This window comes from Streptococcus rifensis, assembly GCF_053203525.1.
In genome coordinates this window covers 86,142-110,001 of record NZ_JBRUCW010000004.1, presented here as the reverse complement: position 1 = coordinate 110,001, position 23,860 = coordinate 86,142, and the positions used below count along the sequence as shown (strand labels likewise).

The window sequence follows — 23,860 nt, the reverse complement described above, 5'->3', positions numbered from 1 at the left end:
GAGACCTCAATTGAAACGCTTTTAGTATGGACATCCATGTCCTAACGCTTATCCGCAAAATAGAGTAAACTAGATTTAGCTAGAAAACAAAGGAGTTCGTATGACTTTTCTTGAAATTAAAAATGTTAGCAAGCATTATCAAATCTCTTCAACCGATTGGGAGAGGGCCTTGCAAGGGGTCAATCTACAGCTTGAACAAAACAAAATTATTGCCATCTATGGCCCCTCGGGCTGTGGGAAAACTAGTTTACTCAATATTATCAGTGGGCTGGACCGTGAATATGAAGGGGATGTTGTCTTTAAGGGGGAATCTCTGAGTAACTACTCTCAAGAAGAGTTGACTCTTTTTAGAAAAGAACATATCGGTTTTGTATTCCAGAATTTTAATCTTATTTCACACCAAACAGTCTTAGATAATGTTAAGATTCCTCTCTATCTCAAAGGTCTATCTGATAAGGAGATGAATCGCATTGCCGAGGAGCAGCTGGATAAGTTAAGTATGTCAGAATTTAAAAACAAGAATGTCAAACAGCTTTCTGGTGGACAGCGCCAACGGGTAGCCATTGCGCGCGCTTTGGTGAACTATCCCGAATTGATTGTAGCAGATGAGCCAACTGGTGCCTTAGACTCCCATTCTCAAAAAGTTGTGCTAGATATTTTTAAACAATTGGCAGACTCAGGCAAGACAATTATTATTGTTACTCATAATCCTGAAGTGGCACATTATGCCGATGTGATTATTAAAATGAAAGACGGTGAAGTCCTTGAAGAAATCAACTGTTAATCGAAATAAATTATCTTTTAGAAGTAAATATAAGCTATCCTTATCTAATTTTATGGAAAGGCGTTGGCGTAACCTAATGATTGCTATGGCAACGGCGATCGGTTTTATTGGGATTTTGATTTCCTTTGGTTTAGGAAATGCCATTGTTGATATGATCAATGAGGAAACAGATAATGGCAACTTACCAGCTCAAATCCAGATTTCGCTTAATAGTAAAGTAGCCAGTTCAAGTGTCCTCAATCAGACGGATATTGATACTATTACTGAGATTGTCGGAAAAGGTGAAATTAAGTATTTAGAAAGCCCCTTTTCAACCATGATGCAGAAGGTTAGTATTGATGGGAAGAATTTGGATTTAAGTACAACTTTACCAAACTATGCACAAGTTGTTAGTCTTTATGAAGATACCAGTATTTCTGTTTCTGCCAATACAAAAGATAGCATCTTGTCAGGAAAAGCATATCAGGACTCTTCTGAGCAGGGATTGACGGTCCCAATTACCTTTGTAGATGATTTTAATAGAGTTAATCAGACAAATTACACTGAGAAGACTATCCTTGGTAAAGAATTAGAAGTAGAGATTGTTGAAAATACGATAGAAGGAAGCCAGGTTGCTAGTATCCAAACGAAAATTGTCCGTGTTGTAACGGATGAGTTTGATGATAGCAATAGCTACATGGCACCTCAGCAGTTGAATAGTATTTTGGAAGCCAATGGTTTTTCAAAAAATAGGCCTTATCTCATTTTAGAATTAAATAATCCAGATAAAACGGCTACAATTACGGAAAGGCTTAAGGAACATCAAAAATATATGGTTCTGTCACAACAGGAAGTCCTCGATATTATTATTAATTTTATCAGGGTTATCCAGGGGCTTTTAATTGTCCTCTCGTCCCAAGCGATTGTTGTATCCATGGTCATGATTGGCGTTATTATCTATATCAATATCATGCAACGTTCTAAAGAAATTGGGGTCATGAAGGCGGTAGGCTACCTTAATAAAGACGTTAAAGCCATCTTTGTTTATGAATCCATGATTATTACCTTTGCCTCTCTTATCATTGCCTTTCTTGTAGCCCTTGGGATTGGAGGTCTGGCCAATATTATTGTTCGTCAACAATTTCCAAATATTAGTAAAGTCTTTGCTCTCAATTGGCAATCAGTCATTATCATGATTGCGCTTGCGACCATGATGGGATTTATAGCAGCTTACTTCCCCACTCGTAAAATCAGCAAGCTCGATCCAGTTGAATCTCTGAGATATGAATAAGGATATATATGATTGAAGCTAGTTTTTATGAGGAAGAGGAGATTGTTACCTATATTCAAGTGGAGAACAGGAGTAATAAGGATAGAGTCTGTCGCGTTTACGTTGATGGAAAGATGATAGGGATGGCAAAAATCGTAGCTCAGGGGCAACAGGTGTTTCCGGCAAGGAACTATAATGAAGGGAGTCTAGTTTCTATCAAAGGATAGGCAGTGATAACTGTTAATTGTAGTCAGGTATTAATGTTATTAACCTATTAATCTTTTCGGTGTTATTCTTATTAGTTGAAAAAGCATTGACTCATTAGAGTTTGTTTTAAATAGATACTTTACCAATACCGATGACTGTGATGAAAGTACTATCATAGTTATCGGTGTTTTTTGTAAAAAAGGAACGATATTAAAGGCATTTTGCAACAGGATTTGGTTATGTGTATGAAAAGCTCATAAGGTAGTTTTTATATTGGATTCTAACTTTAGAACCCCTTATCATTTAAGAATCATGACTAGGGGCTCCATATTGATATGGGGTACTGAGAGAATAGCTATGGATACAGAAGTTTATGCTTTTGGAGCGGAATCAATTTATTTGATATATTTTAAAAAACGAATGTCAGAATCTTTCAAAAATGATTGTAATAGTATATAATATCTGATATATAAATTTAAGCAAACAGGGGTTAAATGGGGATATGATTGATAAGGTATCATTAGGGCAACAGATCCAGAATATCCGAGAAAGTAAGGGAATGAGCCGTCAAGCGCTTTGTCAAGATGAGGAAATCTTGACAACCCGTCAATTGCAACGGATTGAAAAGGGAGTCTCATTGCCTAGTATTGCAACTGCCCATTACATTGCTCAGCAATTAGAAGTATCCTTAGATATCTTAGTTGATAAGGAAAGTTTGGAGTTGCCGCAAAGGTACTTAGATTTAAAATATCAGATAAAGCAAATCCACCATTATGGGAACGAGGAACGAATAGAAAAGCGTGAAGCTATTTTAGATGAGATTTACGAATGTTATTATGATAACTTACCTGAGGAGGAACAGTTGGCAGTTCAAATAGAACACGCTTTATTAGATATTTCAGCTTCTCAGAGTCCTGAATTTGACCAAGGGCTAGTGGATGAGTATCTGGAAAGTAGTCTTGCCAAGTCTCAATTGGACCTCAATGATATCGATATTCTTTTTTTAAGGCAGATGACGCTTGCTTTTGGGGAATTTAATAAGGAAGAGTTTGTGACTTTGTTAAGCCGTATTATCCAACAACGGTCTAATACAACTGTTGAAGGCTTGCACTTGATTCAGAATATCGTGATTACCAGTATTGGAGTTCTTTGCCATTACGAAGAGTATCATTTACTTTATCAGCTACATCAGGTTTTAGAGGAGATTATGGATAGTTTGAAGGATTATAATGACAAAACCTTCTTATACATGACAAGATGGAAAATCAATCTTTTTTTAGACAATGACCTTGAAAAAGCTAAGGAAAATTATAAATCAGCCCGTACCCTTGCGCACCTTTTATCAGAGGATTTGCTTTTCAACAACATCGGCCTAGAATGGGAAGAAGATATGAAAAAACTAGGATTAATCAATGAAAAAAGCTAGAGATTTCTAGCTTTTTTTTGACAGACTATATCGCAGTGTGATATACTTTTATATATCGAGGAACGATACATCGAAACTCTATATATGAGGTGCACATAATGGAAGAAAAAATTAAGCGAGTCTATATTCCCATGACGGAATCTGCTTTTTATATTCTCTTTGCCTTGCAGGAGGAACGGCATGGCTACGAGATTACCCAGCGAACTAAGGAGCTGACAGCTGGTCAGGTGGTCATTAGTCCAGGAACCATGTACGGAACTCTCTCCAAGATGGAGAAGGATGGCTTGATTGCCTTTGTGACGGAAGTCGAGAAACGTAAGCTCTACCGGATTACAGACTTGGGAAAAGAAGTCTTAGCAATTGAGCTAGCACGGATTGAACGGTTGTATAAAAATAGTAAGGGAGAAATCTTATGAAAATAAAAAAAGAATTCAAACTATTTCTGCTGACTGATTTTGAAAAAGAGGAAATCTATCTATCGGAAATGCATCATAAAGGCTGGAAATTTACCGGTGTTCAAGGAAGATTGCTTTATTGTTTCGAAGCTTGTAAACCAGCAGATGTGGTCTATAAAATTGATTTCAAGCGTAATAACCTGTCCGATCAGGAAAGTTATCACCAACTTTATCAGGATTACGGTTGGGAATACGTTGCAGTTTGCAATGGTTTTCATACTTTTCGCAAGTCTGATGCTGAGGATGGAGACATAGACATTTTCAGTGATAAGGCTAGTAAGTTAGATATGATTGAGCAGATTTTCAGGCGCCGCTTTTTACTATTATCATTCTTTTACCTGATGGCCTTCGGCTATGGATGGGTGTTTAAGAAACCAGATTTTGTATTAGGAGTAGCGACGATTGCCGTTCCGGTGACCATCTATTTGTTCTATCGTTTTTACCAATTGCGTAAAGAGTTAAAGGAGTAAGGAAGTTGAAGAATTGGACACCTAAGGTGCTACCAGCCCTCTCATTAAATGTGATTACTTTAGCCCTCTTTGTTGGGCCTCGTGTTGATTTCAAAACCACCAGTTTTGCAGGTTGGGCCATCAATGGTTTGGCTCTGGTGCAACTGGTGATGATTGTTGCTCTAGTGGTATTTCTTTTCAAAAAGAAAAAAGACTAGGTCCCCAGACTGATTTTTAGCACTCTTATAAAAAGAGTGCTAATTTTTTGAGTTTTCCTCTTGACTTTGTGCCAAAAAGGGGTATAATGAAATCATCAATTAGCACTCGAGGTATTAGAGTGCTAAAATTGAGGAGGTGAGGTTTTGATTACAGATCGTCAAAAGGCGATCCTTGATTTGATCGTTGACATCTTTACGCAAACGCACGAGCCAGTTGGCTCTAAAGCCTTGCAAGAGCGGATCAATTCCTCCAGTGCCACGATTCGCAACGACATGTCTACGCTGGAGAAGATGGGCTTGCTGGAAAAGGCTCACACCTCTAGCGGTCGTATGCCTAGTGTGTTAGGCTTTCAGTATTTTGTGAAAAATTCGCTGACCCTGACTCAGGTGGCTGAGCATGATGTCTACCAGGTGCTCAAAGCCTTTGATGACAATTTCTTCAAAATTGAAGACTTGTTGCAAAGAGCAGCGGACATCTTAGCTGAATTGACTGGCTACACTGCGCTAGCGCTTGATGTGGAAGCCAGTCGCCAAAAACTGACCGGTTTTGAATTAGTGACGACCTCCAACCATACAGGCCTTGCGGTCTTTACACTTGATGAGTCCTCAACTCTGACCAGCCAGTTCGCTATCCCTAAAAACTTTCTGCCCAGTGATTTGGCAACTATTCGTCAATTGGTGCATGAGCGTTTTATTGGAAAAACAGTTCTGGATATTCATTACCGCTTGCGGACGGAAATTCCACAGATTGTTCAGCGCTACTTTACCACGACAGACAATGTCATTGACCTGTTTGAACACCTTTTCAAGGATATTTTTTCCGAAAAAGTGCTGGTATCAGGCAAGGTCAGGCTCTTGGATTTTGCTAATCTTGATGCCTACCAATTCCTGGATAGACCCCAGATGGTGGCAAGAGAGATTCGTGAGAGTTTAGGCGAGGAGCAAATGCAGGTGGTTAAGGTGGCTGATAGCCACTCCTCAAATCTGTCGCAGTTAACGGTCATCAGTCAGAAATTCTTGGTGCCCTATCGGGGTTACGGAATTTTGACCTTAATTGGACCGATTAGCTTGGACTATAAGCGTATGGTCAATCAGGTTAATTTGGTCAATCAGGTGTTGGCTATGAAATTGACAGACTTTTACAGATATATGAGTAGTAATCACTACGAAGTGAATTAAAAAGGAGGCCAAGGTGTCTAAGAAAAAAGAAGAAAATAAAGAGCCAGAAGAAATTTTGGCAGACCAAGAAGAGGTCTTGGAAGAGGCAGTAGCAGAGGAGGCCATTCCTGAAACAGCTGAAGCTGCTGAACCTGAAAAATCAGAACTCGACTTGGCCAATGAGCGAGCAGAAGACTTTGAAAACAAGTACCTGCGTGCCCACGCTGAGATGCAAAACATTCAGCGCCGAGCAAATGAAGAGCGTCAAACCCTACAACGTTATCGTTCGCAGGACTTAGCTAAGGCTATTCTGCCAAGTCTAGACAATCTTGAACGAGCGCTGGCAGTCGAAGGCTTGACCGAAGATGTCAAAAAAGGCCTGGAAATGGTCCAAGATAGCTTGCTTCAAGCGTTGAAGGAAGAAGGGGTCACCGAAGTCTCAATGGAGAGCTTTGACCCGAATTACCACATGGCTGTTCAAAGTATTCCTGCAGACGACGACAATCCAGCAGATACCATCGCCCAAGTCCTTCAAAAAGGCTACCAACTCCATGAGCGCTTATTAAGACCAGCCATGGTGGTGGTGTATAACTAGGCCTATTTTTCACTCGCAACTCGTCGTTAAAGCCTTTCGCTGTACCGTCAGTACAAGCCACAAGGCTTTGCCTAGATTTGCATCGGAAAAATATCCCTAGCCCAGGTGGTCAAGATTTGATTTAAAGAACTTTATCACCAGACGGCAACCGCTATGGCGGCTTGCCTAGGGTCCTGGCAAGTTCTCGTCGTCCCAATAATTTTGTCTTAAATGACGGTAAACGATGAAAAGGTGGTGCATAACTCATGCTATCTTTACGAGAGATTGGAGAAGATAACTTCTTTGATTGTTTGAACTTAGACCCCGCCTTATCAGAAGATTACGTTGACCCTGTCGTCTTTTCCTTGGCGGAAGCTTGGTTGAATCAGAACTTTCGACCGTGGGCTATTTATCAGGAAGCTGAGTTGATTGGCTTCGTTTCCTTTTATGTTGGAGAGGAGCATTACCAAATCACCAATTTCTTGATTGACAAGGCCCATCAAGGTCGGGGGCTAGGTAAGCAGGCTGCTCAAGTTTGTCTTGCTTATTTGAAAACTCATTATGAGGCTAAACAAGTCTCGCTCCCTGTCCAACCAGACAATCACAAGGCTTACAGCTTTTGGGAGAGTCTAGGTTTCAAAGCATCAGATGTCATTGAAGATGGTTATGTCTTCATGAGATTGAGCCTATAAGCATTCGTCCGAAATGACGGTAAACTATATGAAATTGTCAATGATTTAGCGAGCGAGAGCGAGCTAGACCCATGGTTCACGCCGTGGCCAGAGTGAGATAAGCGTTAGCTTAGCTCACGAGGGAACTCTTGAGACCTTAGGCTCAAGAGTTAGGAATGGAACGCCTTAGGCGGTCGCTTCCGTCCCTGCCACCTAAGAGAACCATAAAAATAAAAGAAATAAAAAACAAGAGGTAACACACATGTCTAAAATTATCGGTATTGACTTAGGTACAACCAACTCAGCAGTTGCAGTTCTTGAAGGAACTGAAAGCAAAATCATCGCCAACCCAGAAGGAAACCGCACAACACCATCTGTCGTTTCCTTCAAAAATGGTGAAATCATCGTGGGTGACGCGGCTAAACGCCAAGCGGTAACAAACCCAGATACCATTTTGTCTATCAAATCAAAAATGGGAACGTCTGAAAAAGTAGAAGCTAACGGCAAAACTTACACACCACAAGAAATCTCAGCAATGATTCTTCAATACCTTAAAGGTTATGCTGAAGAATACCTTGGTGAAAAAGTAACCAAAGCTGTTATCACAGTCCCAGCTTACTTCAACGATGCCCAACGTCAAGCGACAAAAGACGCAGGTAAGATTGCAGGTCTTGAAGTAGAACGTATTGTTAACGAACCAACTGCAGCAGCTCTCGCTTACGGTCTTGACAAGCAAGACAAGGACGAAAAAATCTTGGTCTTCGACCTTGGTGGTGGTACCTTTGACGTGTCAATCCTTGAACTTGGTGACGGTGTCTTTGATGTCTTAGCAACTGCTGGTGACAACAAACTTGGTGGGGATGATTTTGACGAAAAAATCATGGACTACTTGGTGGCTGAATTCAAGAAAGAAAACGGCATTGACCTCAGCAAAGACAAGATGGCGATGCAACGCTTGAAAGACGCAGCTGAAAAAGCGAAAAAAGACCTTTCAGGGGTGACCTCAACGCAAATCAGCTTGCCATTTATCACAGCAGGTGACGCTGGACCGCTCCACTTGGATCTGACACTCTCTCGTGCTAAATTCGACGACTTAACGCGTGACCTTGTCGAACGGACGAAGACACCTGTTCGTCAAGCCCTTTCTGATGCTGGTCTTTCCTTGTCAGAAATCGACGAAGTTATCCTTGTCGGTGGGTCAACCCGTATCCCTGCTGTTGTTGAAGCCGTTAAAGCTGAAACAGGCAAAGAGCCAAACAAATCCGTTAACCCTGACGAAGTGGTTGCCATGGGGGCGGCTATCCAAGGTGGTGTCATCACAGGTGATGTCAAAGACGTTGTCCTTCTAGATGTAACGCCATTGTCACTCGGTATCGAAACCATGGGTGGTGTCTTTACTAAACTTATCGATCGTAACACAACCATCCCAACGTCTAAATCACAAGTCTTCTCAACGGCAGCGGATAACCAACCAGCGGTTGATATCCATGTCCTTCAAGGGGAACGTCCAATGGCAGCGGACAACAAGACGCTTGGCCGTTTCCAATTGACAGACATTCCTGCAGCGCCTCGCGGTATTCCACAAATCGAAGTAACCTTTGATATTGACAAGAACGGTATCGTATCTGTTAAGGCTAAAGACCTTGGTACGCAAAAAGAGCAAACCATTGTTATCAAATCAAATGATGGCCTTAGCGAAGAAGAGATCGATCGCATGATGAAGGATGCTGAAGCTAACGCTGAAGCCGATGCCAAACGCAAAGAAGAAGTAGATCTTCGCAACGAAGTAGACCAAGCCATCTTTGCGACTGAGAAAACCATCAAAGATACAGAAGGTCAAGGTTTTGACGCTGAACGTGATGCTGCTCAAACAGCCCTCGATGAGTTGAAAGCTGCGCAAGAAGCCAACAACATCGATGACATGAAAGCTAAATTAGAAAACCTCAATGAAAAAGCCCAAGCCTTGGCAGTGAAACTCTATGAACAAGCAGCTGCAGCTCAACAAGCCCAAGCAAACGCAGAAGGTGCTGAGTCAACAGGAGCAGCTGATAACGCAGGCGATGATGTCGTTGACGGCGAGTTTACGGAAAAGTAAGATGTGAGAGCGTTAAAATAACGACAGAAAAATAGGAACTTGACGATGAATGCTTGCATTCAAGGAAAGTTATCTTTTTTCCGAAGTTCTTAGCTCGAACTCAATTAAATCACATTACTATTTTGGTTACCTAGGTGTTTTAATAGGAAGTTCATCTTTTTCACTAGGATTTTAGGTCGTGTTCAGTTACAAAAGTCGCTATGGCGAATGGCCTAAACGACTGACTAGCTCGAACTCAATTAAATCATATTACTATTTCAGTCAAGCTGGGTGTTTTAATAACCCGTTAGCAATACAGTATCAATTTTGCATTCACACGTCGTAATAATGACTTGTGGGGAGAATCTTGAATAGCAAAAAAACAAGCATAGAGGTTGATCCCCAGCCTCTGTTTTTGGCTAAATAGATTTATTAGGAGGAGGAAACGATGAAAAAGTAGCTTGCTTGCTCTATCCCAATTTTTCACTATATGAGATTGCGCCTCTAACAAGTACGTTGGTCTTACATTTTGGTATAGAAATTGACTATATTGCTTCAAATCTTGAAACAGTCTTTTCGGAGGATGGGTTGCCCTGCGTGCCGACTAAAACCTTATCAGAAGTGCAGATGGATGATTATTCTTGCCTTTTGCTGCCAGGTATGATAGATTTTACATCGGCTTTGCTGGATGATGATCTCATTCAATATTTGGCGAATCTAGATACGCAACGTCTAAAAATCGTTGCCATTTCTTCGGCTCCAATCTTATTAGCTAAGGCGGGGCTACTAGATGACGCGACCTTTACAGGTGGCCTTTGGCAGAATTTCTTTGATTATTTCGATTTCCTTCCAAAAGAGAACTTTCGTCCTCTATCCGTTTGTGAAGATAAAAATATCATCACAGGGACAGGTTTTACGGTAAATGCCTTCTCACGAAAGGTTTTAGAAAGCTTAGACCTTGTGGAAAATGCTGATGGCTTTTTCAGAGAAAAGGAACACCTAGAGCCTAATGACTTGATTTTTACGCTTTCCGAGTCAGAATTTCAAGAATTTAAACAAAGTTTTGAAACAAATGCTATCAATAATCGGTAAATAGTGCTTCTTTGAGAGTAGCGAGAGTTAAGTCTACTGAACAAAAAAAGTTAGCATTCTACTAGATTTACAGAAAGAAATAAGTGTTCTTAACAGAACACGGGCTGAGGCGTATCATATCTGTTATAGATTTGAATACGCCTACGACTCTGTGAAAATCTTTTCTAATTTCCTGAACCTACTAATACAGAAAGGAATAAGTGTTCGCAACTGAACACGGGCTAGGGACTGGGCCAAAAAGATAATTTTAACTAGGACGCAAGACGTCCGTCATTAAAATTCCTATTTTGGCGGTGTCCCCTTAACGCCCTTTGTATCTTAATTATGAACAATACAGAATACTACGACCGTCTGGGCGTTTCAAAGAATGCCTCAGCGGATGAAATTAAAAAAGCCTACCGTAAGATGTCTAAAAAGTATCACCCTGACATCAACAAGGAGGCTGGTGCAGAGCAGAAATACAAGGATGTCCAGGAGGCTTATGAGACTCTGAGCGACGACCAAAAACGAGCTGCTTATGACCAATATGGCCCTGCAGGAGCTAATGGTGGCTTTGGTGGTGGCGCAGGCGGTTTTGGTGGCTTCGACAGCTCTGGCTTCGGTGGCTTTGAAGACATCTTCTCCAGTTTCTTCGGAGGCGGCGGTGCTACTCGTAATCCTAACGCTCCACGTCAGGGAGATGACCTTCAGTACCGTGTTAACGTCAAATTTGAAGAAGCTATTTTTGGAACTGAAAAAGAAGTCAAATACAATCGTGAAGCTAGTTGCCATACTTGTCATGGCTCTGGTGCTAAGCCAGGAACTAGTCCTGTTACCTGTGGCCGCTGTCATGGTTCTGGTGTTATCAATGTTGATACGCAAACACCTCTTGGGATGATGCGTCGCCAAGTGACCTGTGATGTCTGTCACGGTCGTGGTCAAGAAATCAAGGATCCTTGCCAAACCTGTCATGGAAGTGGTCATGAAAAACAAGCCCATTCGGTTAATGTAAAAATTCCAGCCGGGATTGAAACTGGCCAACAAATTCGTTTAGCAGGCCAAGGAGAAGCAGGTTTCAATGGTGGTCCTTATGGCGACCTTTATGTGGTGGTTAATGTCTTAGCCAGTGATAAATTCGAGCGCAATGGCACGACAATCCTCTACAACCTAGACATTAGTTTTGTCCAGGCTACTCTGGGAGACACAGTGGATATTCCAACGGTCCATGGGGATGTCGAAATGACGATTCCAGCAGGAACACAGACAGGTAAACGATTCCGCTTGCGTGGAAAAGGAGCGCCTCAATTGCGTGGCAATGGTCAAGGCGATCAGTTTGTCACCGTTAATATTGTAACGCCGACCAAGCTCAATGACCGTCAAAAAGAAGCTCTCAAAGCCTTTGCGGAGGCCTCAGGAGAGTCTGTTCAGCCCGGCAAGAAAAAAGGGTTCTTTGAGTCCATTAAAGATGCCCTCGAAGGGGAATAAAACACTAAGATAAAAGCTGATTCGTCAGCTTTTTTATTTAGGCTCTATAACTGTCCCCGTACAGACGCCGAGAGATTTCGTTGACTTCCCCCTTAAAAAGCGTAAAATAAGGTCTATGACACGATATAAAGCCATTATTTCTTATGACGGAACGCTCTTTTCAGGCTTTCAACGCCAGCCAGAAGCGCGGTCTGTTCAGGAAGAATTAGAAAAAACTTTAAAGCGCCTTAACCGAGGTCAAGAAGTGACCGTGCACGGGGCAGGTCGTACCGATGCGGGCGTCCATGCTTATGGGCAGGTCATTCATTTTGATTTGCCAGAAGTGCGGGATGTGGAAAAGCTGCGCTTTGGCCTAGACACTCAATCACCAGAAGACATTGACGTGGTGGCAGTGGAGCAGGTATCAGACGACTTTCACGCCCGCTACAACAAGCACAGCAAGACCTACGAGTTCTTGGTGGACAATGGCCGTCCTAAGAATCCCATGATGCGGCACTACGCGACCCATTATCCCTATCCGTTAGATTTGACCCTCATGCAGGAAGCCATTCAGGACTTGGTCGGTACTCATGATTTCACAGGTTTTACAGCCTCTGGCACTTCGGTCGAAGACAAGGTGCGCACCATCACAGAAGCGCGGGTTGAGCTGGATTCGCACACAGGGTTTCTCGTTTTTACCTTCTCAGGGAATGGCTTTCTCTACAAGCAAGTCCGCAATATGGTTGGCACCCTCTTGAAGATTGGCAATGGCCGTATGCCAGTGAGGCAAATCAAGGTCATCTTGGACAAGATGGACCGTAATCTAGCTGGTCCAACCGCTGCCGGAAACGGCCTCTATCTAAAGGAGATACATTATGACAACTAAGTATTTATTAGCTATTTCAGGCAATGACATTTTCAGTGGCGGCGGCCTCTATGCCGACCTCTCGACCTACTCAGCTAATGGCATTCATGGCTTTGTGGCAGTGACCTGCCTGACAGCCATAACAGAAAACGGCTTTGAAGTCTTTGGAACGGACGAAACTGTCTTTGGCCACCAATTAAATAGCCTCAAGGATGTGTCTTTTTCAGGTATTAAGTTAGGTCTCTTGCCCAATGTGGCTGTGGCTGAGCTGGCCTTAAACTTTGTCAAGGCCCATAAGGATATTCCTGTTGTCTTGGATCCTGTTCTGGTCTGCAAGGAGAGTCATGATGTCGAGGTCAGTGCCCTGCGGGACGAGCTCCTTAAGTTCTTCCCCTATGCCACCATCATCACCCCTAACTTGGTAGAAGCGGAGCTTTTAGCCCAAAGGCCAATCAAAACCCTTGAGGACATGAAGGCAGTGGCTAAGCACCTCCATGACTTGGGTGCAGCCAATGTTGTCATCAAAGGCGGTAATCGGTTCAGTCAAGAAGTGGCCCTTGATGTCTTTTATGACGGTGTGGACTATACGGTTCTGGAGTATCCAATCCTTAAGACCAACAATGTCGGGGCAGGTTGCACCTTTGCCTCTAGCATCGCTAGCCAGCTGGTCAATGGACAAGCTGTCAAGGAAGCGGTCCGCTTATCCAAGGATTTCGTTTATGAAGCCATTCGCCATTCAGATCAATATGGAGTAAAACAACACTATGAAAAAGACTAACCTACAAAAACTAACGCTTTTAGCTATTTTGACAGCTCTGACCATCACCATGGGGAATATCTTTCGCCTGCCAACACCGACAGGTATGGTGACCCTTCTGGATGCTGGGATTTTCTTCACTGCCTTTTACTTAGGCAAGCGTGAAGGAGCCATTGTCGGTGGTCTTTCAGGTTTCTTGATTGACTTAATTGCCGGATATCCGCAGTGGATGGTGGCTAGTCTTATCAACCACGGCTTGCAAGGCTATTTTGCAGGATTTAAGGGCAAGCTCTTCTGGCTTGGCCAAGTTTTGGCGCTGGTCAGCATGGTTGGGGGCTATTTTGTCTTCTCAGGTTTCATGCATGGCTGGGGCGCAGCCCTAGCCGATGTGCCGCATAACATCATGCAAAACCTTGTCGGGGCAGCCCTTGGCTATGCCCTCTACCGTCTCTTGGTTGTCGCAAAAGTCGTGGAGGCTTAGTCAGATGGATCTTAAAAAACTTTCACAGGAAACAAAGCTGATTCTAGCCGACATTCTAGAACGCAGTGCCATTTTAAAAGGCCAAATATTTGTCCTTGGCCTGTCGTCTAGCGAGGTTGCTGGTGGTGTTATCGGTAAGGCTTCTAGCCGTGAAATCGGTCAGGTCATTGTCAAAACGCTCTTGGACGAGTTGACCCAGCGTGGTATCTATCTAGCTGTCCAAGGCTGTGAGCACCTCAACCGTGCGCTGGTGGTCGAGCGGGAATTGGCGATTCAAAAAGACCTGGAAATCGTCAATGTTCTTCCCAGTCTTCATGCAGGAGGCAGCGGTCAGCTGGCGGCTTTTGACTATATGACGGACCCTGTTGAGGTGGAGTTTATCACTGCTCACACAGGCCTTGATATTGGAGACACGGCTATCGGCATGCACATCAAGCACGTCCAAGTTCCCCTAAGACCGATTCAGCGAGAATTGGGAGGGGCTCACGTGACCGCTCTGACCACGCGTCCTAAACTGATTGGAGGTGTGCGGGCCAGCTATCAGACGGATGCCATTCGTAAATTTTAAGAAATCATCTCATATGACATAGTGAGGCTGGGACAGAAATCCTAGCCTCGCTTTTTTAATTATCTGTCAGACAGGCGTAGCGATTGGGGAGCACATTTATTGGTTTTAGTAGCTTATTAGGTACCCCTGAATCCAGAGTCTCTTGCTGAGAGGTTTCTCATTTGCTGAACTCATGTAAATCATCTCTAGCCTCAACAGTCACAATTATGGCTGTTTGGGCAGTACGAGAGCCCTTGACAGGTCGAACGAACGATTGACAGAGTGATGGTAAATCCTGCCTAGAAGGTTTCCGATTTTTTCTACATCCACTTTTAGGTGGTTTCAAATCTTGGTTGTTTAACATTTTTATTTCCAAAATTGTAAAATGATAGCGTTTTCTATCAAAAAATGATATACTTTAAGTGTCGTAATATATTTAAGAAAATCAATAGAAAGGATTCTTTTATGCAAAAATTAACTCAATTTCCCCACGATGCTTTACCATTAGCCGGCAGTCCTTATGTCTCAATCATCATCGATCTAGACCCTGCTTCAGCTTACTCTGAAAAAGATGCCATCACCTTAAATAATTTTGTTAAGGAAGCGCAGTCCTTGACGGAGAAAGCTGGGGTAAACTTGAGCGATCAGCTGGAATTGGTCCAACGGGATGCTAGAACCTTGTTGAATAATACAGGGAGTCTCTTGCTTTATATTTCAGAAGATAGCATTGTTTATTATCATGTGGACACAGCAGTCTCGGACAAATTAGTTGTTGGTCAAGGGCCTTATGTAAAGCCATTGGTTCAGCATTATCAGTTTAACCATGATTTTGAATTACTGGTATTGAGTCAGGATGAGGCTCGGCTCTTCTCTGTCGGTTTGAACCATTTTGAAGAAATCACTGAAAATGACTGGCCCATCAGCTTAACAGACGCTTTGGGTGAAGAAAAAGTTGGTGGTGAATTGACACATGGAACCTACGGCTCTCGAGGCACAGCAGCAGAGCAAACCTACCATGGACACAATGAGACCAGTCAGGAAAAAGAAATTGACCGTGAAAACTTCTTCCGTTATGTTGACACCCATCTCGTTGAAAACCATGGCAATCAGCCCAGTCCTGGCTTAGTTCTCTTTGCACTCACTGAAAATCAGGCAGCCTTCCGGGGTATCAGCAAATACCAAGGCCTGTTAGAGCAAGGGATTGAGGCATCAGGTGCACAACTTTCAGATTTGGATATCGCAGAGGCGGCTAAGGCTTTCGCAAAAGAATCTGCTAATCGCCAAGAAGTAGATGTGTTGGAACGATTTAAGGAAACAGGACCAGAATTCCGCATTGATAATCACTTGGAAGACTTGGCGAATGCTGCTCATGAAGGACGCATTGATGAAGTTGTTATCTCAAGCGACTTGACTCAGGAAGGAAGTATCTCTACAGATGGTCGCTTTGATGGTGAAAGTGGTAATTTTGTCAAACAAATTATTCACCGAGTTCTAGGCTCATCTGGTAAGGTTTATATTCTGAGTCCAGATAAATTAGGCGAAGATGTTCAGATATCAGCGCGATTAAGATATTAGATTGGTCCAAGATTGAGGACCGAGCCATTGTGAGAAATTGGGTCGACTCTCCGTATAGGAGGAGGGTCGACCCTTTTCAGTACACTTCACCATGACGCTTAATACTCACTTTGAGACTTTAAGGAATTAGAGTTGCTCTTTGCTGAAAAGGGGAAATTCTGCTAGAATAGCTTTATGATTGATTTACAAGACTATGGCATTACCATGTGGGAAGAAGACAAAATTATCGCTTTTCGAAAGGCGCTTCTCGATTGGTACGATGCTAACAAGAGGGACCTTCCGTGGCGCAGGACGTCAAACCCTTACCATATTTGGATTTCAGAAGTCATGCTTCAGCAAACCCAGGTTGTAACGGTCCTTCCCTATTACAAGCGGTTTTTGGATTGGTTTCCAACGGTTGAGGATTTGGCTCAAGCGGACGAAGAGCGTCTGCTCAAGGCTTGGGAGGGTCTGGGCTATTATTCGCGTGTCCGCAATATGCAAGTGGCAGCCCAGCAGATCATGACTGACTTTGGTGGCGAATTTCCTCAGACCTATGCTGACATAGCAAGTCTCAAAGGCATAGGTCCCTACACGGCTGGGGCTATTTCCAGCATAGCTTTTGGTCTGCCTGAACCAGCTGTTGATGGCAATGTCATGCGGGTCATGGCCCGTCTCTTTGAGGTCGATTATGATATTGGAGACCCTAAGAATCGCAAAATCTTCCAGGCTATGATGGAAATCCTAATTGATCCTGATCGGCCAGGGGACTTCAACCAAGCCTTGATGGATTTAGGAACAGACATCGAAGGACCTAAAAATCCCCGTCCCGAAGAAAGTCCTATTAAGGCCTTTAGTGCGGCCTATCAGAATGGGACTATGGATAAGTACCCGATTAAAGAGCCTAAGAAAAAACCACGTCCTATACAGATACAGGCTTTTGTGATCAGAAACCAAGACGGTGCCTACCTCTTGGAGAAAAACAAACAAGGGAGACTTTTAGCAGGCTTTTGGTCATTTCCGATTATGGAAACTCAACTGCTTGAACAACAGCTCAGTCTTTTTGAAGGCAAGCCCCTTGTCATGGAGCGGTTATCCCAGACGGATAGTTTTGAGGATAAATACCAAATGAATCCCGTATGGTCAACACACACATTTTCAGCTGTCAACCATGTCTTTAGTCATCAAAAATGGCAGATTGAGCTGATCGAGGGAACGGTTGACACGGCAGACCTACCAAAAACAGGCCAGTTGGAATGGGTGGATCTGGAAGATTTTGAGGCCTATCCTTTTGCCACTCCGCAAAAGAAAATGGTCCAAGCTTACTTATCGGGAGACCGTTAGGACTAATGAAAGGATTTCAAAGCAGTGCTGAACCTTTCTTGGTCTGTCTTTTTTCACAAAAACCAGCAAAAACCTTTGAAAAATGCCAGTCTTATGGTAAAATTGTAAGGTATGTAATAAAACTTAAGGAGCGACATCAATGTCTGTATCATTTGAAACAAAAGAAACAAACCGCGGTGTGTTAACATTTACCATTGCACAAGCGGATATCCAACCGGAATTGACAAAAGTCTTCAACAAAATCAAGAAAGATATCTCTGTACCTGGTTTCCGTAAAGGTCACTTGCCACGTCCAGTATTCAATCAACGTTTTGGCGAAGAAGCCCTTTACCAAGATACTTTGAACAACCTCTTGCCAGAAGCTTATGAAGCAGCAGTTGAAGAAGCTGGTATCGAAGTGGTTGCTCAACCAAAAATTGATATCGCTTCTATGGAAAAAGGCCAAGACTGGACAATCACTGCTGAAGTGGTTACAAAACCAGACGTTAAACTTGGTGATTACAAAAACCTTGAAGTCTCTGTCGAAGATACAAAAGAAGTCACTGACGAAGAAGTTGACGCACGCTTAGAGCGCGAGCGCAATGGTTTGGCAGAACTTGCGATCAAAGAAGGAAAAGCTGAAAACGGCGACACTGTTGTAATCGACTTTGTGGGATCTGTTGATGGCGAAGAATTCGACGGTGGTAAAGGCGATAACTACTCCCTTGAACTTGGTTCAGGATCATTCATTCCGGGCTTTGAGGACCAATTGGTTGGTCACGAAGCTGGCGAAACCGTAAATGTTGAAGTAACTTTCCCAGAAGATTACCAAGCTAAAGATTTGGCTGGTAAAGCAGCAGTCTTTGTGACAACTATCCACGAAGTTAAGGCAAAAGAAGTGCCAGCCTTGGATGACGAATTAGCTAAAGACTTGGATGAAGAAGTGGAAACTTTGGACGAGTTGAAAGCTAAATACCGTAAAGAATTAGAAGCAAACAAAGAAGAAGCATACAACGACGCTGTAGAAGCAGCAGCAATTGAACTTGCGGTTGACAATGCAGAAATCGTTGATCTTCCAGAAGAAATGGTTCACGAAGAAGTTCACCGTGCTATGAACGAATTCTTGGGCAACATGCAGCGTCAAGGTATTTCACCTGAAATGTACTACCAAATCACTGGTACAACTCAAGACGACCTTCACAAACAACATGAAGCTGACGCTGACAAACGCGTGAAAACAAACCTTGTTATCGAAGCCATTGCTAAGGAAGAAGGCTTTGAAGCAACGGATGAAGACATCGAAAACGAAATCCAAACACTTGCTGACGACTACAACATGCCAGTTGATCAAGTTCGCGGCCTTTTGTCAGCAGATATGTTGAAACACGATATCGCCGTTAAAAAGGCAGTAGAAGTTATCACAAGCACAGCTAAAGTGAAATAAGTACAATAAGTTGAAAGTCTCACCGCTCAGGTGAGATTTTTTGGCTCATTGTCAACTGTAGTGGGTGACTTATATCATGTACGAGAGAGAATCAAGTTGGTTCTCTCTTTTTGCACGTTCAAAGCGATCAAAATTTTAGTTTTAAAGTTCTTGAAATTTCTAAATCCAAAGGCATTTCGTTTTATATCTTTGATCAGTTTATTAGTGGCTTCTAGTTTAGCGTTGGAATAAGGTAATTCTAGGGCATTAGTAATGTATTTTTTATATTTTTTAAAGGTCTTAAAGACGGTTTGAAAGGTTGAGTTGTTTGGTCACTTTTCATTATAGATCATATGGGACTTTCAGTTGAAATAGGAGTAGGAGTATATTAAAAGAAAAGGCTTTGTGAGGAAGCGTTATATTTCATAAAGAAAATCCTGACCATAATTGTTGACAAGTTTGTTTTTATGCCTTTGAAGAATTAGTTCTTGATGATCATTTCTGTGTGAAGTGGGGCAGAGAAGGCAACAGTAGCTTGCACGAGTGTGAGGTGTGTACTTAAAAGCCTCTTCAACTTAGTGTTGAAGAAGTCACTGATTAAAATTACACCTCATTCTTTTTGATTTGAGTTACTTCATAATTGAGTTGTAAATTGGAAAATCTACTGAATTGTGTTAAAATGTAGGCCAAAGATAGAAACTCTTTTATAGGTCATCCAATAAGATACGGAGATAGATATGACAATAATTCGAAGTGACATGACAGTAGCCCAGTCTTATGCTACAGGTCTTCAAAGCGCTGGCGAAGAACTGGCAGGCGTGGATCAGCCCCAGCAGGATAACCAGACAACTGTCGCAGGCAACACTAATGCGCACGAGGCTCTAGCAACGTCTCAGTCAACGCGGCAAAGTATAGCTTCTGCTATCACCTCTATGGTTACCAATCTTCGCAGTGTTGCCAGTGAGTTTGAAGCAGTGGACCAAGAGATCGGTAATCAGATATCTAATGGAGGAGACTGATATGACAGATTGTATAGAGGACAGCAGGCAGGCTGACAGCCCTAATTTGGAATTCAATTCGAAAAAAGTTGAAGCTAGTGTGTTGAAGAGTCAATCCCGGTTCAAGTTTGTTTACGAATTGGATATGGCGACAGCTGAACATCAGCAAACCAAAAAGGATCAACTTCAAAATTTTCAAGAGCAGGAAGAACTGAGACGGAAATTGTCCAATCAGCAAAAGATACTTGAGAGAATGGCTACCTCTCGCGACAGAGGACAAGTAGAATCACCCAAAAAAACTAAAGAGGAACGGATGGCCAATCTATTTCAGGAGGAAAGAAAGCGGTCTAATAAGGAGAGTGAATTAACTTATCGCATGCGACAATTATCGGATATGAAAGAGCGAATAAGTGAAAATGCCTATGATTTTCGTGCCCTTTATGAGCGGCTCATATTGACCTACCAGCCTAATTTCAAATTTGAAGCGTTTAATGAGGATATTCAAAGAAATTTCAATAGGATTAAAGACGAACTTGAGGCAGAAAATGCAGCTTTACAACAAGAGAAAAGGAAGGCTGTTGAGGAACAGGACCGTTTTTATTATGAGCGTATTCGTTTAGCTAACAGTCCAGATGAGGAGGGAAACGATGAGTATTGATATGTATCTAGAGCAATCTCAAAATCAGGCTTATAGCGCTTGGACCATGGCCGACAGTGAGATGCTAGCTTATGCACAGATTCGAGTAAGTCTATCGGAATTTGAAGCCAGTGCTGACCAACTCAAGGGTAAAGCTTTCGACTCGGCACGTGAGTATTCGTCGGCTGTCCTGCATCCTTTAGTAAGGGGTGGATACCTTTTAGCAGAAGCTATAGGGACAGCTATCAAGCGCTTTCCTGAGGCTTATGTAGAGCAGGTTACTGCTGAAAGCCTCAAAGAATCGGAATTAGAGACCGATATAGCAGCACTGGACAGTCAGATTACTTTAGCTAATCAACATCTTTTGGATCTAGTTAAAGAGGAGCTCAGTATTGGCAATTCTAGGTTAGTAAAGAGCTATCAGAATACCATTGATATAGCGACAGAGAGTCGTCAACTTTTACAGGATAAGCTTGATAAACTCCGTGCCTTTAATGCGAGCTCACCAAGTATTTTTAAAGAAATTTCGAATCTAAAAGGTTTCGTTAATCAAGGCCTAGCCCAATTGAGTACCGGTTGGGATGCTCAACGAGGCGTTTACGTGTTACCTACGAATCTGAATTGGGCAGCTAATATCAACAAGTTACCGATGAGTCCTCGAAGTCCTATGGATGACCTAACGCGTGAAGAGTTAGACTGGATTAAAATTCTCATGGAGCAATACGGATTTGATATGGAAACTGCTCAACTAATTGTTGACGTGAAGCGAGGAATTGATAAAAAATTTCCTAAGATGTCACAAGAAGATAAAGATTATCTATTAAACAGAGTATTGGGAGCACCTATCTATAATGGTTTCCAATGGGATAACACTGCAGGGGATTTAAAAGATTACTTCTCTGAGCTGGTTTATGAACCGGGTATGGCTTTTCCCGTACAATCCCCTTTATCTATAAAGGAGATTTTTCAGGAATTAGGACTTAGTGAAGCAGAATTTAATAAACTCTATTACGAAATTAGAAAACAATATGATTTCTCTGCCTTAGATAAGGGAGTAGTTATTGATCCAACAGCAACAAATTATGAAGACCGATTAAAGCTATACATAGATACCCATGATGTCTCGGGAATGACTAGAGCTGAAATAGAAGCAGCATTTAGAACTGACTGGTTAGAGCAGAACAGACGTTACGCAGATAAAACAGATTTTGCTCATCAGATGATTACAACCGCAACTCATCTCAATCCTGGCTTTCCATTAGCAGCCCTTGGTTTTGCTGGCCGTGGCGGTCTAGAGGAAGTTGCAGGCTGGCGCGGAGATGCAACTAAAGATGCTGAAGCGGAACCGAGCATGGGAAATGATGATTATCGTGCAGATTTAGATGCGGTAAATATTTCAGCAATTATGGAAGAGCAGAACCTATCTTATGTTGCTGCAGCCAATTATTATTATAATCACCTAGAGGACACTCCTAGTTTAGTGACTCCCAACCATTATACTAGAGCAGAGATATTTCTCCAGAATGTTGATTATAATCATGTCAAAGAAGAGCTTTATGATCTCGTTCCTGATTCGGCATCCGGCCGAGAAAAATATCATAGCCCTAGAACAGGGATGTCCTTTTACGAAGAACCGACTGAAGAGCAGAAAAGAGCCTACTTAAAAGAACATTATCCGGATTCATACCAGTTTTTAATCAGTTTGGAGAATAAAAGTAATGAACTGAAATAATCATCTGGAAATTATTGATACCCTAGGAGGTAATCTGATTGAGAAAAAATAGATTTGTGGTTTTATTGATACTTTTTTTAGCTGGCTTCATGTTTTTCTTCTTTGTTACAAAGCATGATGAAGCAGTTGATACTATTTTTGATGAAATTTATGTAGATGAGATGCGGTTCTTGCGCTCCAATACCAAAACTGGGACTAGGCTAGCACGAATAGAGGGAGCTGACCTTATCACGGAGAAAGAAAGCTCTGATTTTCAATCTGGTCTGGTCTTAGTGACCTATCAGTCTAAGCAGTTTCCTGATAGGAGCAATCTCAATATTATAGCTAGCGACAAGGATAGGTTGATACTAGATTTTGAGGAAAGTCTGGCAGATGATGTTCAACTGTCTTTAATCGATACTTATGATGTGTCTAAGAAAGAGCTCGTTAGGACTATCAAAATCTCTGATTATACTACAGAGAGTATTGAGATTCCGCAAAGTGCTTATGAGACTTATTTTAAAAAATATGGTCTACACAAAGAGAAAATTCAAAAGAGATTCTCTCTCTTTGAGCAGGCTCTCCTGAGTGAATGGATCTTAGTATATGATAGTCAGTTTTCTCCTGAAAATTGGGGAAATGTAAAGGTTATAGACAACTGGTGAGACTTGAGAAAAAACTGTCTTAAGATAATACTATTTTGCTAATTGAGCTATAAAATTTGCTATAATTATGATGTATAGGACTTCCAGATATCTTGTTACTAAGCATTATTCCTGCCCTAAACTCAACCCTCACTGTTTACTGGACAAAGCCTATCCTAGTCAGATTAGGGTACTGAAATCGGATCTTTTCTTGGAAAGTATAAACTCACAACATCATTCTTTCCTTTTCAAAAAAGAAAGTAGGCACTCATTTTATTAAATGTGTGAAGTTCGCGGCCTTTTGTCAGCAGATATGTTGAAACACGATATCGCCGTTAAAAAGGCAGTAGAAGTTATCACAAGTACAGCTAAAGTGAAATAAGTACAATAAGTTGAAAGTCTCACCGCTCAGGTGAGATTTTTTTGCTAGATAAGTTCCTATCCTAATGAAATGTTGTGAAATAGTTCCTAATCTCCTTAGAATCTGGTATAATGAAATCAGAAAGCGATTTTAAAAAGGAGGCGCTATGAAAGTTAAAGAAATAATGTCTATTTTAGAAGACATGAAAGTAGCTGTATTTGCAACGGTTGATAAGGATGGTCTCCCTCATGCCCGGCATGCCCATATCGGAGTTGCCAATGAAAAAGGGGTGTTCTTTATGACTAGCCCGACCACGAATTTTTACCGTCAAATGGTAGACACTGAGCATGTGGCCATTACGGCCATGTCACAGGAAGACTATCTGATTCAGGTGATAAGGATTGAAGGTAGGGTCAAGCAGGTTGGGCGTGATCGTCTGCAAGAATTGTTGAAAGATAACCCCTATGTCAACTATGTCTACCCAAGCAAGGAAGAGCAGGAAAGTGTTCAGGTTTTCCAGCTCTACGAGGGACAGGGGTTTTACCACAGTCTGACGCAAGGGCACAAGTATGTTTTCACCGTTGGATGTGAGAAGGAAACTTCAACTAGAACGATAGTGTAGAAGGCTAGAAGTTATTGTTGGGAAGAACAGGTCTAATTCCTTTTGATGACTTTTACAAAAAGTGCCTAATAGAGCTACATAAAAATAGACTAGAACAGATACTATAGCAAATTGTTTTACAGCTATTTGGCAGTCTA

Annotated in this window: 24 protein-coding genes and 1 pseudogene; 24 read left to right on the top strand and 1 reads right to left on the bottom strand. The window is 42.1% G+C overall.

Annotated elements, in window-relative coordinates; all coding sequences use genetic code 11:
* Positions 1-100 precede the first annotated feature (100 nt).
* From ACVRYP_RS03730 to tig, 19 genes are all read left to right on the top strand, one after another.
* Complete coding sequence (locus ACVRYP_RS03730; protein ID WP_447467429.1) at positions 101-784, top strand: ABC transporter ATP-binding protein; 684 nt, start codon at positions 101-103, stop codon at positions 782-784.
* A gap of 76 nt (positions 785-860) precedes the next feature.
* On the top strand, positions 861-2,054 hold the full coding sequence (locus tag ACVRYP_RS03725; protein ID WP_447467428.1) for an ABC transporter permease: 1,194 nt from the start codon (positions 861-863) through the stop codon (positions 2,052-2,054).
* A 688-nt stretch (positions 2,055-2,742) separates the two neighbouring features.
* A complete protein-coding gene (locus ACVRYP_RS03720) occupies positions 2,743-3,666 on the top strand; it encodes a helix-turn-helix domain-containing protein (RefSeq protein ID WP_447467427.1) in 924 nt (307 codons plus the stop codon).
* 98 nt (positions 3,667-3,764) lie between these two features.
* Positions 3,765-4,082 (top strand): PadR family transcriptional regulator, encoded by a 318-nt coding sequence (locus tag ACVRYP_RS03715; protein ID WP_307122082.1) that lies wholly within the window; start codon positions 3,765-3,767, stop codon positions 4,080-4,082.
* Positions 4,079-4,591, top strand: coding sequence for a DUF2812 domain-containing protein (locus ACVRYP_RS03710; RefSeq protein ID WP_447467426.1), 513 nt, complete (start codon positions 4,079-4,081; stop codon positions 4,589-4,591). Before ACVRYP_RS03715 ends, ACVRYP_RS03710 begins: the two co-directional genes overlap by 4 nt.
* A 5-nt stretch (positions 4,592-4,596) precedes the next feature.
* Entirely contained in the window at positions 4,597-4,788 is a 192-nt protein-coding gene (locus ACVRYP_RS03705) for a hypothetical protein (protein WP_447467425.1), read from the top strand.
* Positions 4,789-4,932: 144 nt separating this feature from the next.
* Positions 4,933-5,967, top strand: a complete 1,035-nt coding sequence (hrcA, locus tag ACVRYP_RS03700; protein WP_447467424.1) for a heat-inducible transcriptional repressor HrcA — start codon at positions 4,933-4,935, stop codon at positions 5,965-5,967.
* Between the two features lie 13 nt (positions 5,968-5,980).
* The gene (gene grpE, locus ACVRYP_RS03695) at positions 5,981-6,541 is read left to right on the top strand and encodes a nucleotide exchange factor GrpE (RefSeq protein WP_447467423.1); all 561 of its coding nucleotides are present in this window, start codon (positions 5,981-5,983) and stop codon (positions 6,539-6,541) included.
* 245 nt (positions 6,542-6,786) lie between these two features.
* A complete protein-coding gene (locus ACVRYP_RS03690; RefSeq protein WP_447467422.1) occupies positions 6,787-7,212 on the top strand; it encodes a GNAT family N-acetyltransferase in 426 nt (141 codons plus the stop codon).
* A 241-nt stretch (positions 7,213-7,453) separates the two neighbouring features.
* Complete coding sequence (gene dnaK / locus ACVRYP_RS03685; protein ID WP_447467421.1) at positions 7,454-9,286, top strand: molecular chaperone DnaK; 1,833 nt, start codon at positions 7,454-7,456, stop codon at positions 9,284-9,286.
* A gap of 402 nt (positions 9,287-9,688) precedes the next feature.
* The gene (locus ACVRYP_RS03680; RefSeq protein WP_447467491.1) at positions 9,689-10,357 is read left to right on the top strand and encodes a DJ-1/PfpI family protein; all 669 of its coding nucleotides are present in this window, start codon (positions 9,689-9,691) and stop codon (positions 10,355-10,357) included.
* 324 nt (positions 10,358-10,681) lie between these two features.
* Positions 10,682-11,821 (top strand): molecular chaperone DnaJ, encoded by a 1,140-nt coding sequence (dnaJ, locus tag ACVRYP_RS03675; protein ID WP_447467420.1) that lies wholly within the window; start codon positions 10,682-10,684, stop codon positions 11,819-11,821.
* A 115-nt stretch (positions 11,822-11,936) separates the two neighbouring features.
* Entirely contained in the window at positions 11,937-12,686 is a 750-nt protein-coding gene (gene truA, locus ACVRYP_RS03670) for a tRNA pseudouridine(38-40) synthase TruA (protein WP_447467419.1), read from the top strand.
* Complete coding sequence (locus ACVRYP_RS03665; protein ID WP_447467418.1) at positions 12,676-13,443, top strand: bifunctional hydroxymethylpyrimidine kinase/phosphomethylpyrimidine kinase; 768 nt, start codon at positions 12,676-12,678, stop codon at positions 13,441-13,443. The genes truA and ACVRYP_RS03665 overlap by 11 nt, the downstream gene beginning before the upstream one ends.
* On the top strand, positions 13,430-13,903 hold the full coding sequence (locus ACVRYP_RS03660; protein ID WP_447467417.1) for an ECF transporter S component: 474 nt from the start codon (positions 13,430-13,432) through the stop codon (positions 13,901-13,903). The genes ACVRYP_RS03665 and ACVRYP_RS03660 overlap by 14 nt, the downstream gene beginning before the upstream one ends.
* Positions 13,904-13,907: 4 nt before the next feature.
* On the top strand, positions 13,908-14,471 hold the full coding sequence (locus tag ACVRYP_RS03655; RefSeq protein WP_447467416.1) for a TIGR01440 family protein: 564 nt from the start codon (positions 13,908-13,910) through the stop codon (positions 14,469-14,471).
* 444 nt (positions 14,472-14,915) lie between these two features.
* Entirely contained in the window at positions 14,916-16,025 is a 1,110-nt protein-coding gene (locus tag ACVRYP_RS03650) for a baeRF6 domain-containing protein (RefSeq protein WP_447467415.1), read from the top strand.
* 174 nt (positions 16,026-16,199) lie between these two features.
* The gene (gene mutY, locus ACVRYP_RS03645) at positions 16,200-17,348 is read left to right on the top strand and encodes an A/G-specific adenine glycosylase (protein ID WP_447467414.1); all 1,149 of its coding nucleotides are present in this window, start codon (positions 16,200-16,202) and stop codon (positions 17,346-17,348) included.
* A gap of 139 nt (positions 17,349-17,487) precedes the next feature.
* Positions 17,488-18,771: a trigger factor gene (tig, locus tag ACVRYP_RS03640; protein WP_447467413.1), complete on the top strand. Its 1,284-nt coding sequence runs from the start codon at positions 17,488-17,490 to the stop codon at positions 18,769-18,771.
* 74 nt (positions 18,772-18,845) lie between these two features.
* Here the strand turns inward: tig and ACVRYP_RS03635 are convergent.
* Positions 18,846-19,076 (bottom strand): annotated as a pseudogene (locus ACVRYP_RS03635) (transposase); the annotation flags it as partial.
* Between the two features lie 411 nt (positions 19,077-19,487).
* Between ACVRYP_RS03635 and ACVRYP_RS03630 the strand changes: the two are divergent.
* The 5 genes from ACVRYP_RS03630 to ACVRYP_RS03610 all read left to right on the top strand — a co-directional run bounded on the left by ACVRYP_RS03630 (position 19,488) and on the right by ACVRYP_RS03610 (position 23,723).
* Complete coding sequence (locus tag ACVRYP_RS03630) at positions 19,488-19,769, top strand: TIGR04197 family type VII secretion effector (protein ID WP_447467412.1); 282 nt, start codon at positions 19,488-19,490, stop codon at positions 19,767-19,769.
* A 1-nt stretch (position 19,770) separates the two neighbouring features.
* Positions 19,771-20,406: a hypothetical protein gene (locus ACVRYP_RS03625; protein WP_447467411.1), complete on the top strand. Its 636-nt coding sequence runs from the start codon at positions 19,771-19,773 to the stop codon at positions 20,404-20,406.
* Positions 20,396-22,117, top strand: a complete 1,722-nt coding sequence (locus tag ACVRYP_RS03620; RefSeq protein ID WP_447467410.1) for a hypothetical protein — start codon at positions 20,396-20,398, stop codon at positions 22,115-22,117. The genes ACVRYP_RS03625 and ACVRYP_RS03620 overlap by 11 nt, the downstream gene beginning before the upstream one ends.
* A 38-nt stretch (positions 22,118-22,155) precedes the next feature.
* Positions 22,156-22,761, top strand: a complete 606-nt coding sequence (locus tag ACVRYP_RS03615) for a TipC family immunity protein (protein WP_447467409.1) — start codon at positions 22,156-22,158, stop codon at positions 22,759-22,761.
* 506 nt (positions 22,762-23,267) lie between these two features.
* Positions 23,268-23,723 carry a pyridoxamine 5'-phosphate oxidase family protein gene (locus ACVRYP_RS03610; RefSeq protein WP_307122034.1) on the top strand — a complete coding sequence of 152 codons (456 nt, stop codon included), beginning with the start codon at positions 23,268-23,270 and terminating at the stop codon, positions 23,721-23,723.
* Positions 23,724-23,860: the final 137 nt, after the last annotated feature.

What these genes read in the sequence shown, in the direction of transcription:
- mutY (WP_447467414.1), top strand. Translation starts at nt 16,200, where the DNA reads ATGATTGATTTACAAGACTATGGCATTACCATGTGGGAAGAAGACAAA.
- ACVRYP_RS03620 (WP_447467410.1), top strand. Translation starts at nt 20,396, where the DNA reads ATGAGTATTGATATGTATCTAGAGCAATCTCAAAATCAGGCTTATAGC.
- ACVRYP_RS03655 (WP_447467416.1), top strand. Translation starts at nt 13,908, where the DNA reads ATGGATCTTAAAAAACTTTCACAGGAAACAAAGCTGATTCTAGCCGAC.
- ACVRYP_RS03690 (WP_447467422.1), top strand. Translation starts at nt 6,787, where the DNA reads ATGCTATCTTTACGAGAGATTGGAGAAGATAACTTCTTTGATTGTTTG.
- ACVRYP_RS03710 (WP_447467426.1), top strand. Translation starts at nt 4,079, where the DNA reads ATGAAAATAAAAAAAGAATTCAAACTATTTCTGCTGACTGATTTTGAA.
- ACVRYP_RS03715 (WP_307122082.1), top strand. Translation starts at nt 3,765, where the DNA reads ATGGAAGAAAAAATTAAGCGAGTCTATATTCCCATGACGGAATCTGCT.
- ACVRYP_RS03665 (WP_447467418.1), top strand. Translation starts at nt 12,676, where the DNA reads ATGACAACTAAGTATTTATTAGCTATTTCAGGCAATGACATTTTCAGT.
- dnaK (WP_447467421.1), top strand. Translation starts at nt 7,454, where the DNA reads ATGTCTAAAATTATCGGTATTGACTTAGGTACAACCAACTCAGCAGTT.
- ACVRYP_RS03625 (WP_447467411.1), top strand. Translation starts at nt 19,771, where the DNA reads ATGACAGATTGTATAGAGGACAGCAGGCAGGCTGACAGCCCTAATTTG.
- ACVRYP_RS03610 (WP_307122034.1), top strand. Translation starts at nt 23,268, where the DNA reads ATGAAAGTTAAAGAAATAATGTCTATTTTAGAAGACATGAAAGTAGCT.
- dnaJ (WP_447467420.1), top strand. Translation starts at nt 10,682, where the DNA reads ATGAACAATACAGAATACTACGACCGTCTGGGCGTTTCAAAGAATGCC.
- truA (WP_447467419.1), top strand. Translation starts at nt 11,937, where the DNA reads ATGACACGATATAAAGCCATTATTTCTTATGACGGAACGCTCTTTTCA.
- tig (WP_447467413.1), top strand. Translation starts at nt 17,488, where the DNA reads ATGTCTGTATCATTTGAAACAAAAGAAACAAACCGCGGTGTGTTAACA.
- ACVRYP_RS03630 (WP_447467412.1), top strand. Translation starts at nt 19,488, where the DNA reads ATGACAATAATTCGAAGTGACATGACAGTAGCCCAGTCTTATGCTACA.
- ACVRYP_RS03660 (WP_447467417.1), top strand. Translation starts at nt 13,430, where the DNA reads ATGAAAAAGACTAACCTACAAAAACTAACGCTTTTAGCTATTTTGACA.
- ACVRYP_RS03720 (WP_447467427.1), top strand. Translation starts at nt 2,743, where the DNA reads ATGATTGATAAGGTATCATTAGGGCAACAGATCCAGAATATCCGAGAA.
- ACVRYP_RS03650 (WP_447467415.1), top strand. Translation starts at nt 14,916, where the DNA reads ATGCAAAAATTAACTCAATTTCCCCACGATGCTTTACCATTAGCCGGC.
- ACVRYP_RS03730 (WP_447467429.1), top strand. Translation starts at nt 101, where the DNA reads ATGACTTTTCTTGAAATTAAAAATGTTAGCAAGCATTATCAAATCTCT.
- ACVRYP_RS03725 (WP_447467428.1), top strand. Translation starts at nt 861, where the DNA reads ATGATTGCTATGGCAACGGCGATCGGTTTTATTGGGATTTTGATTTCC.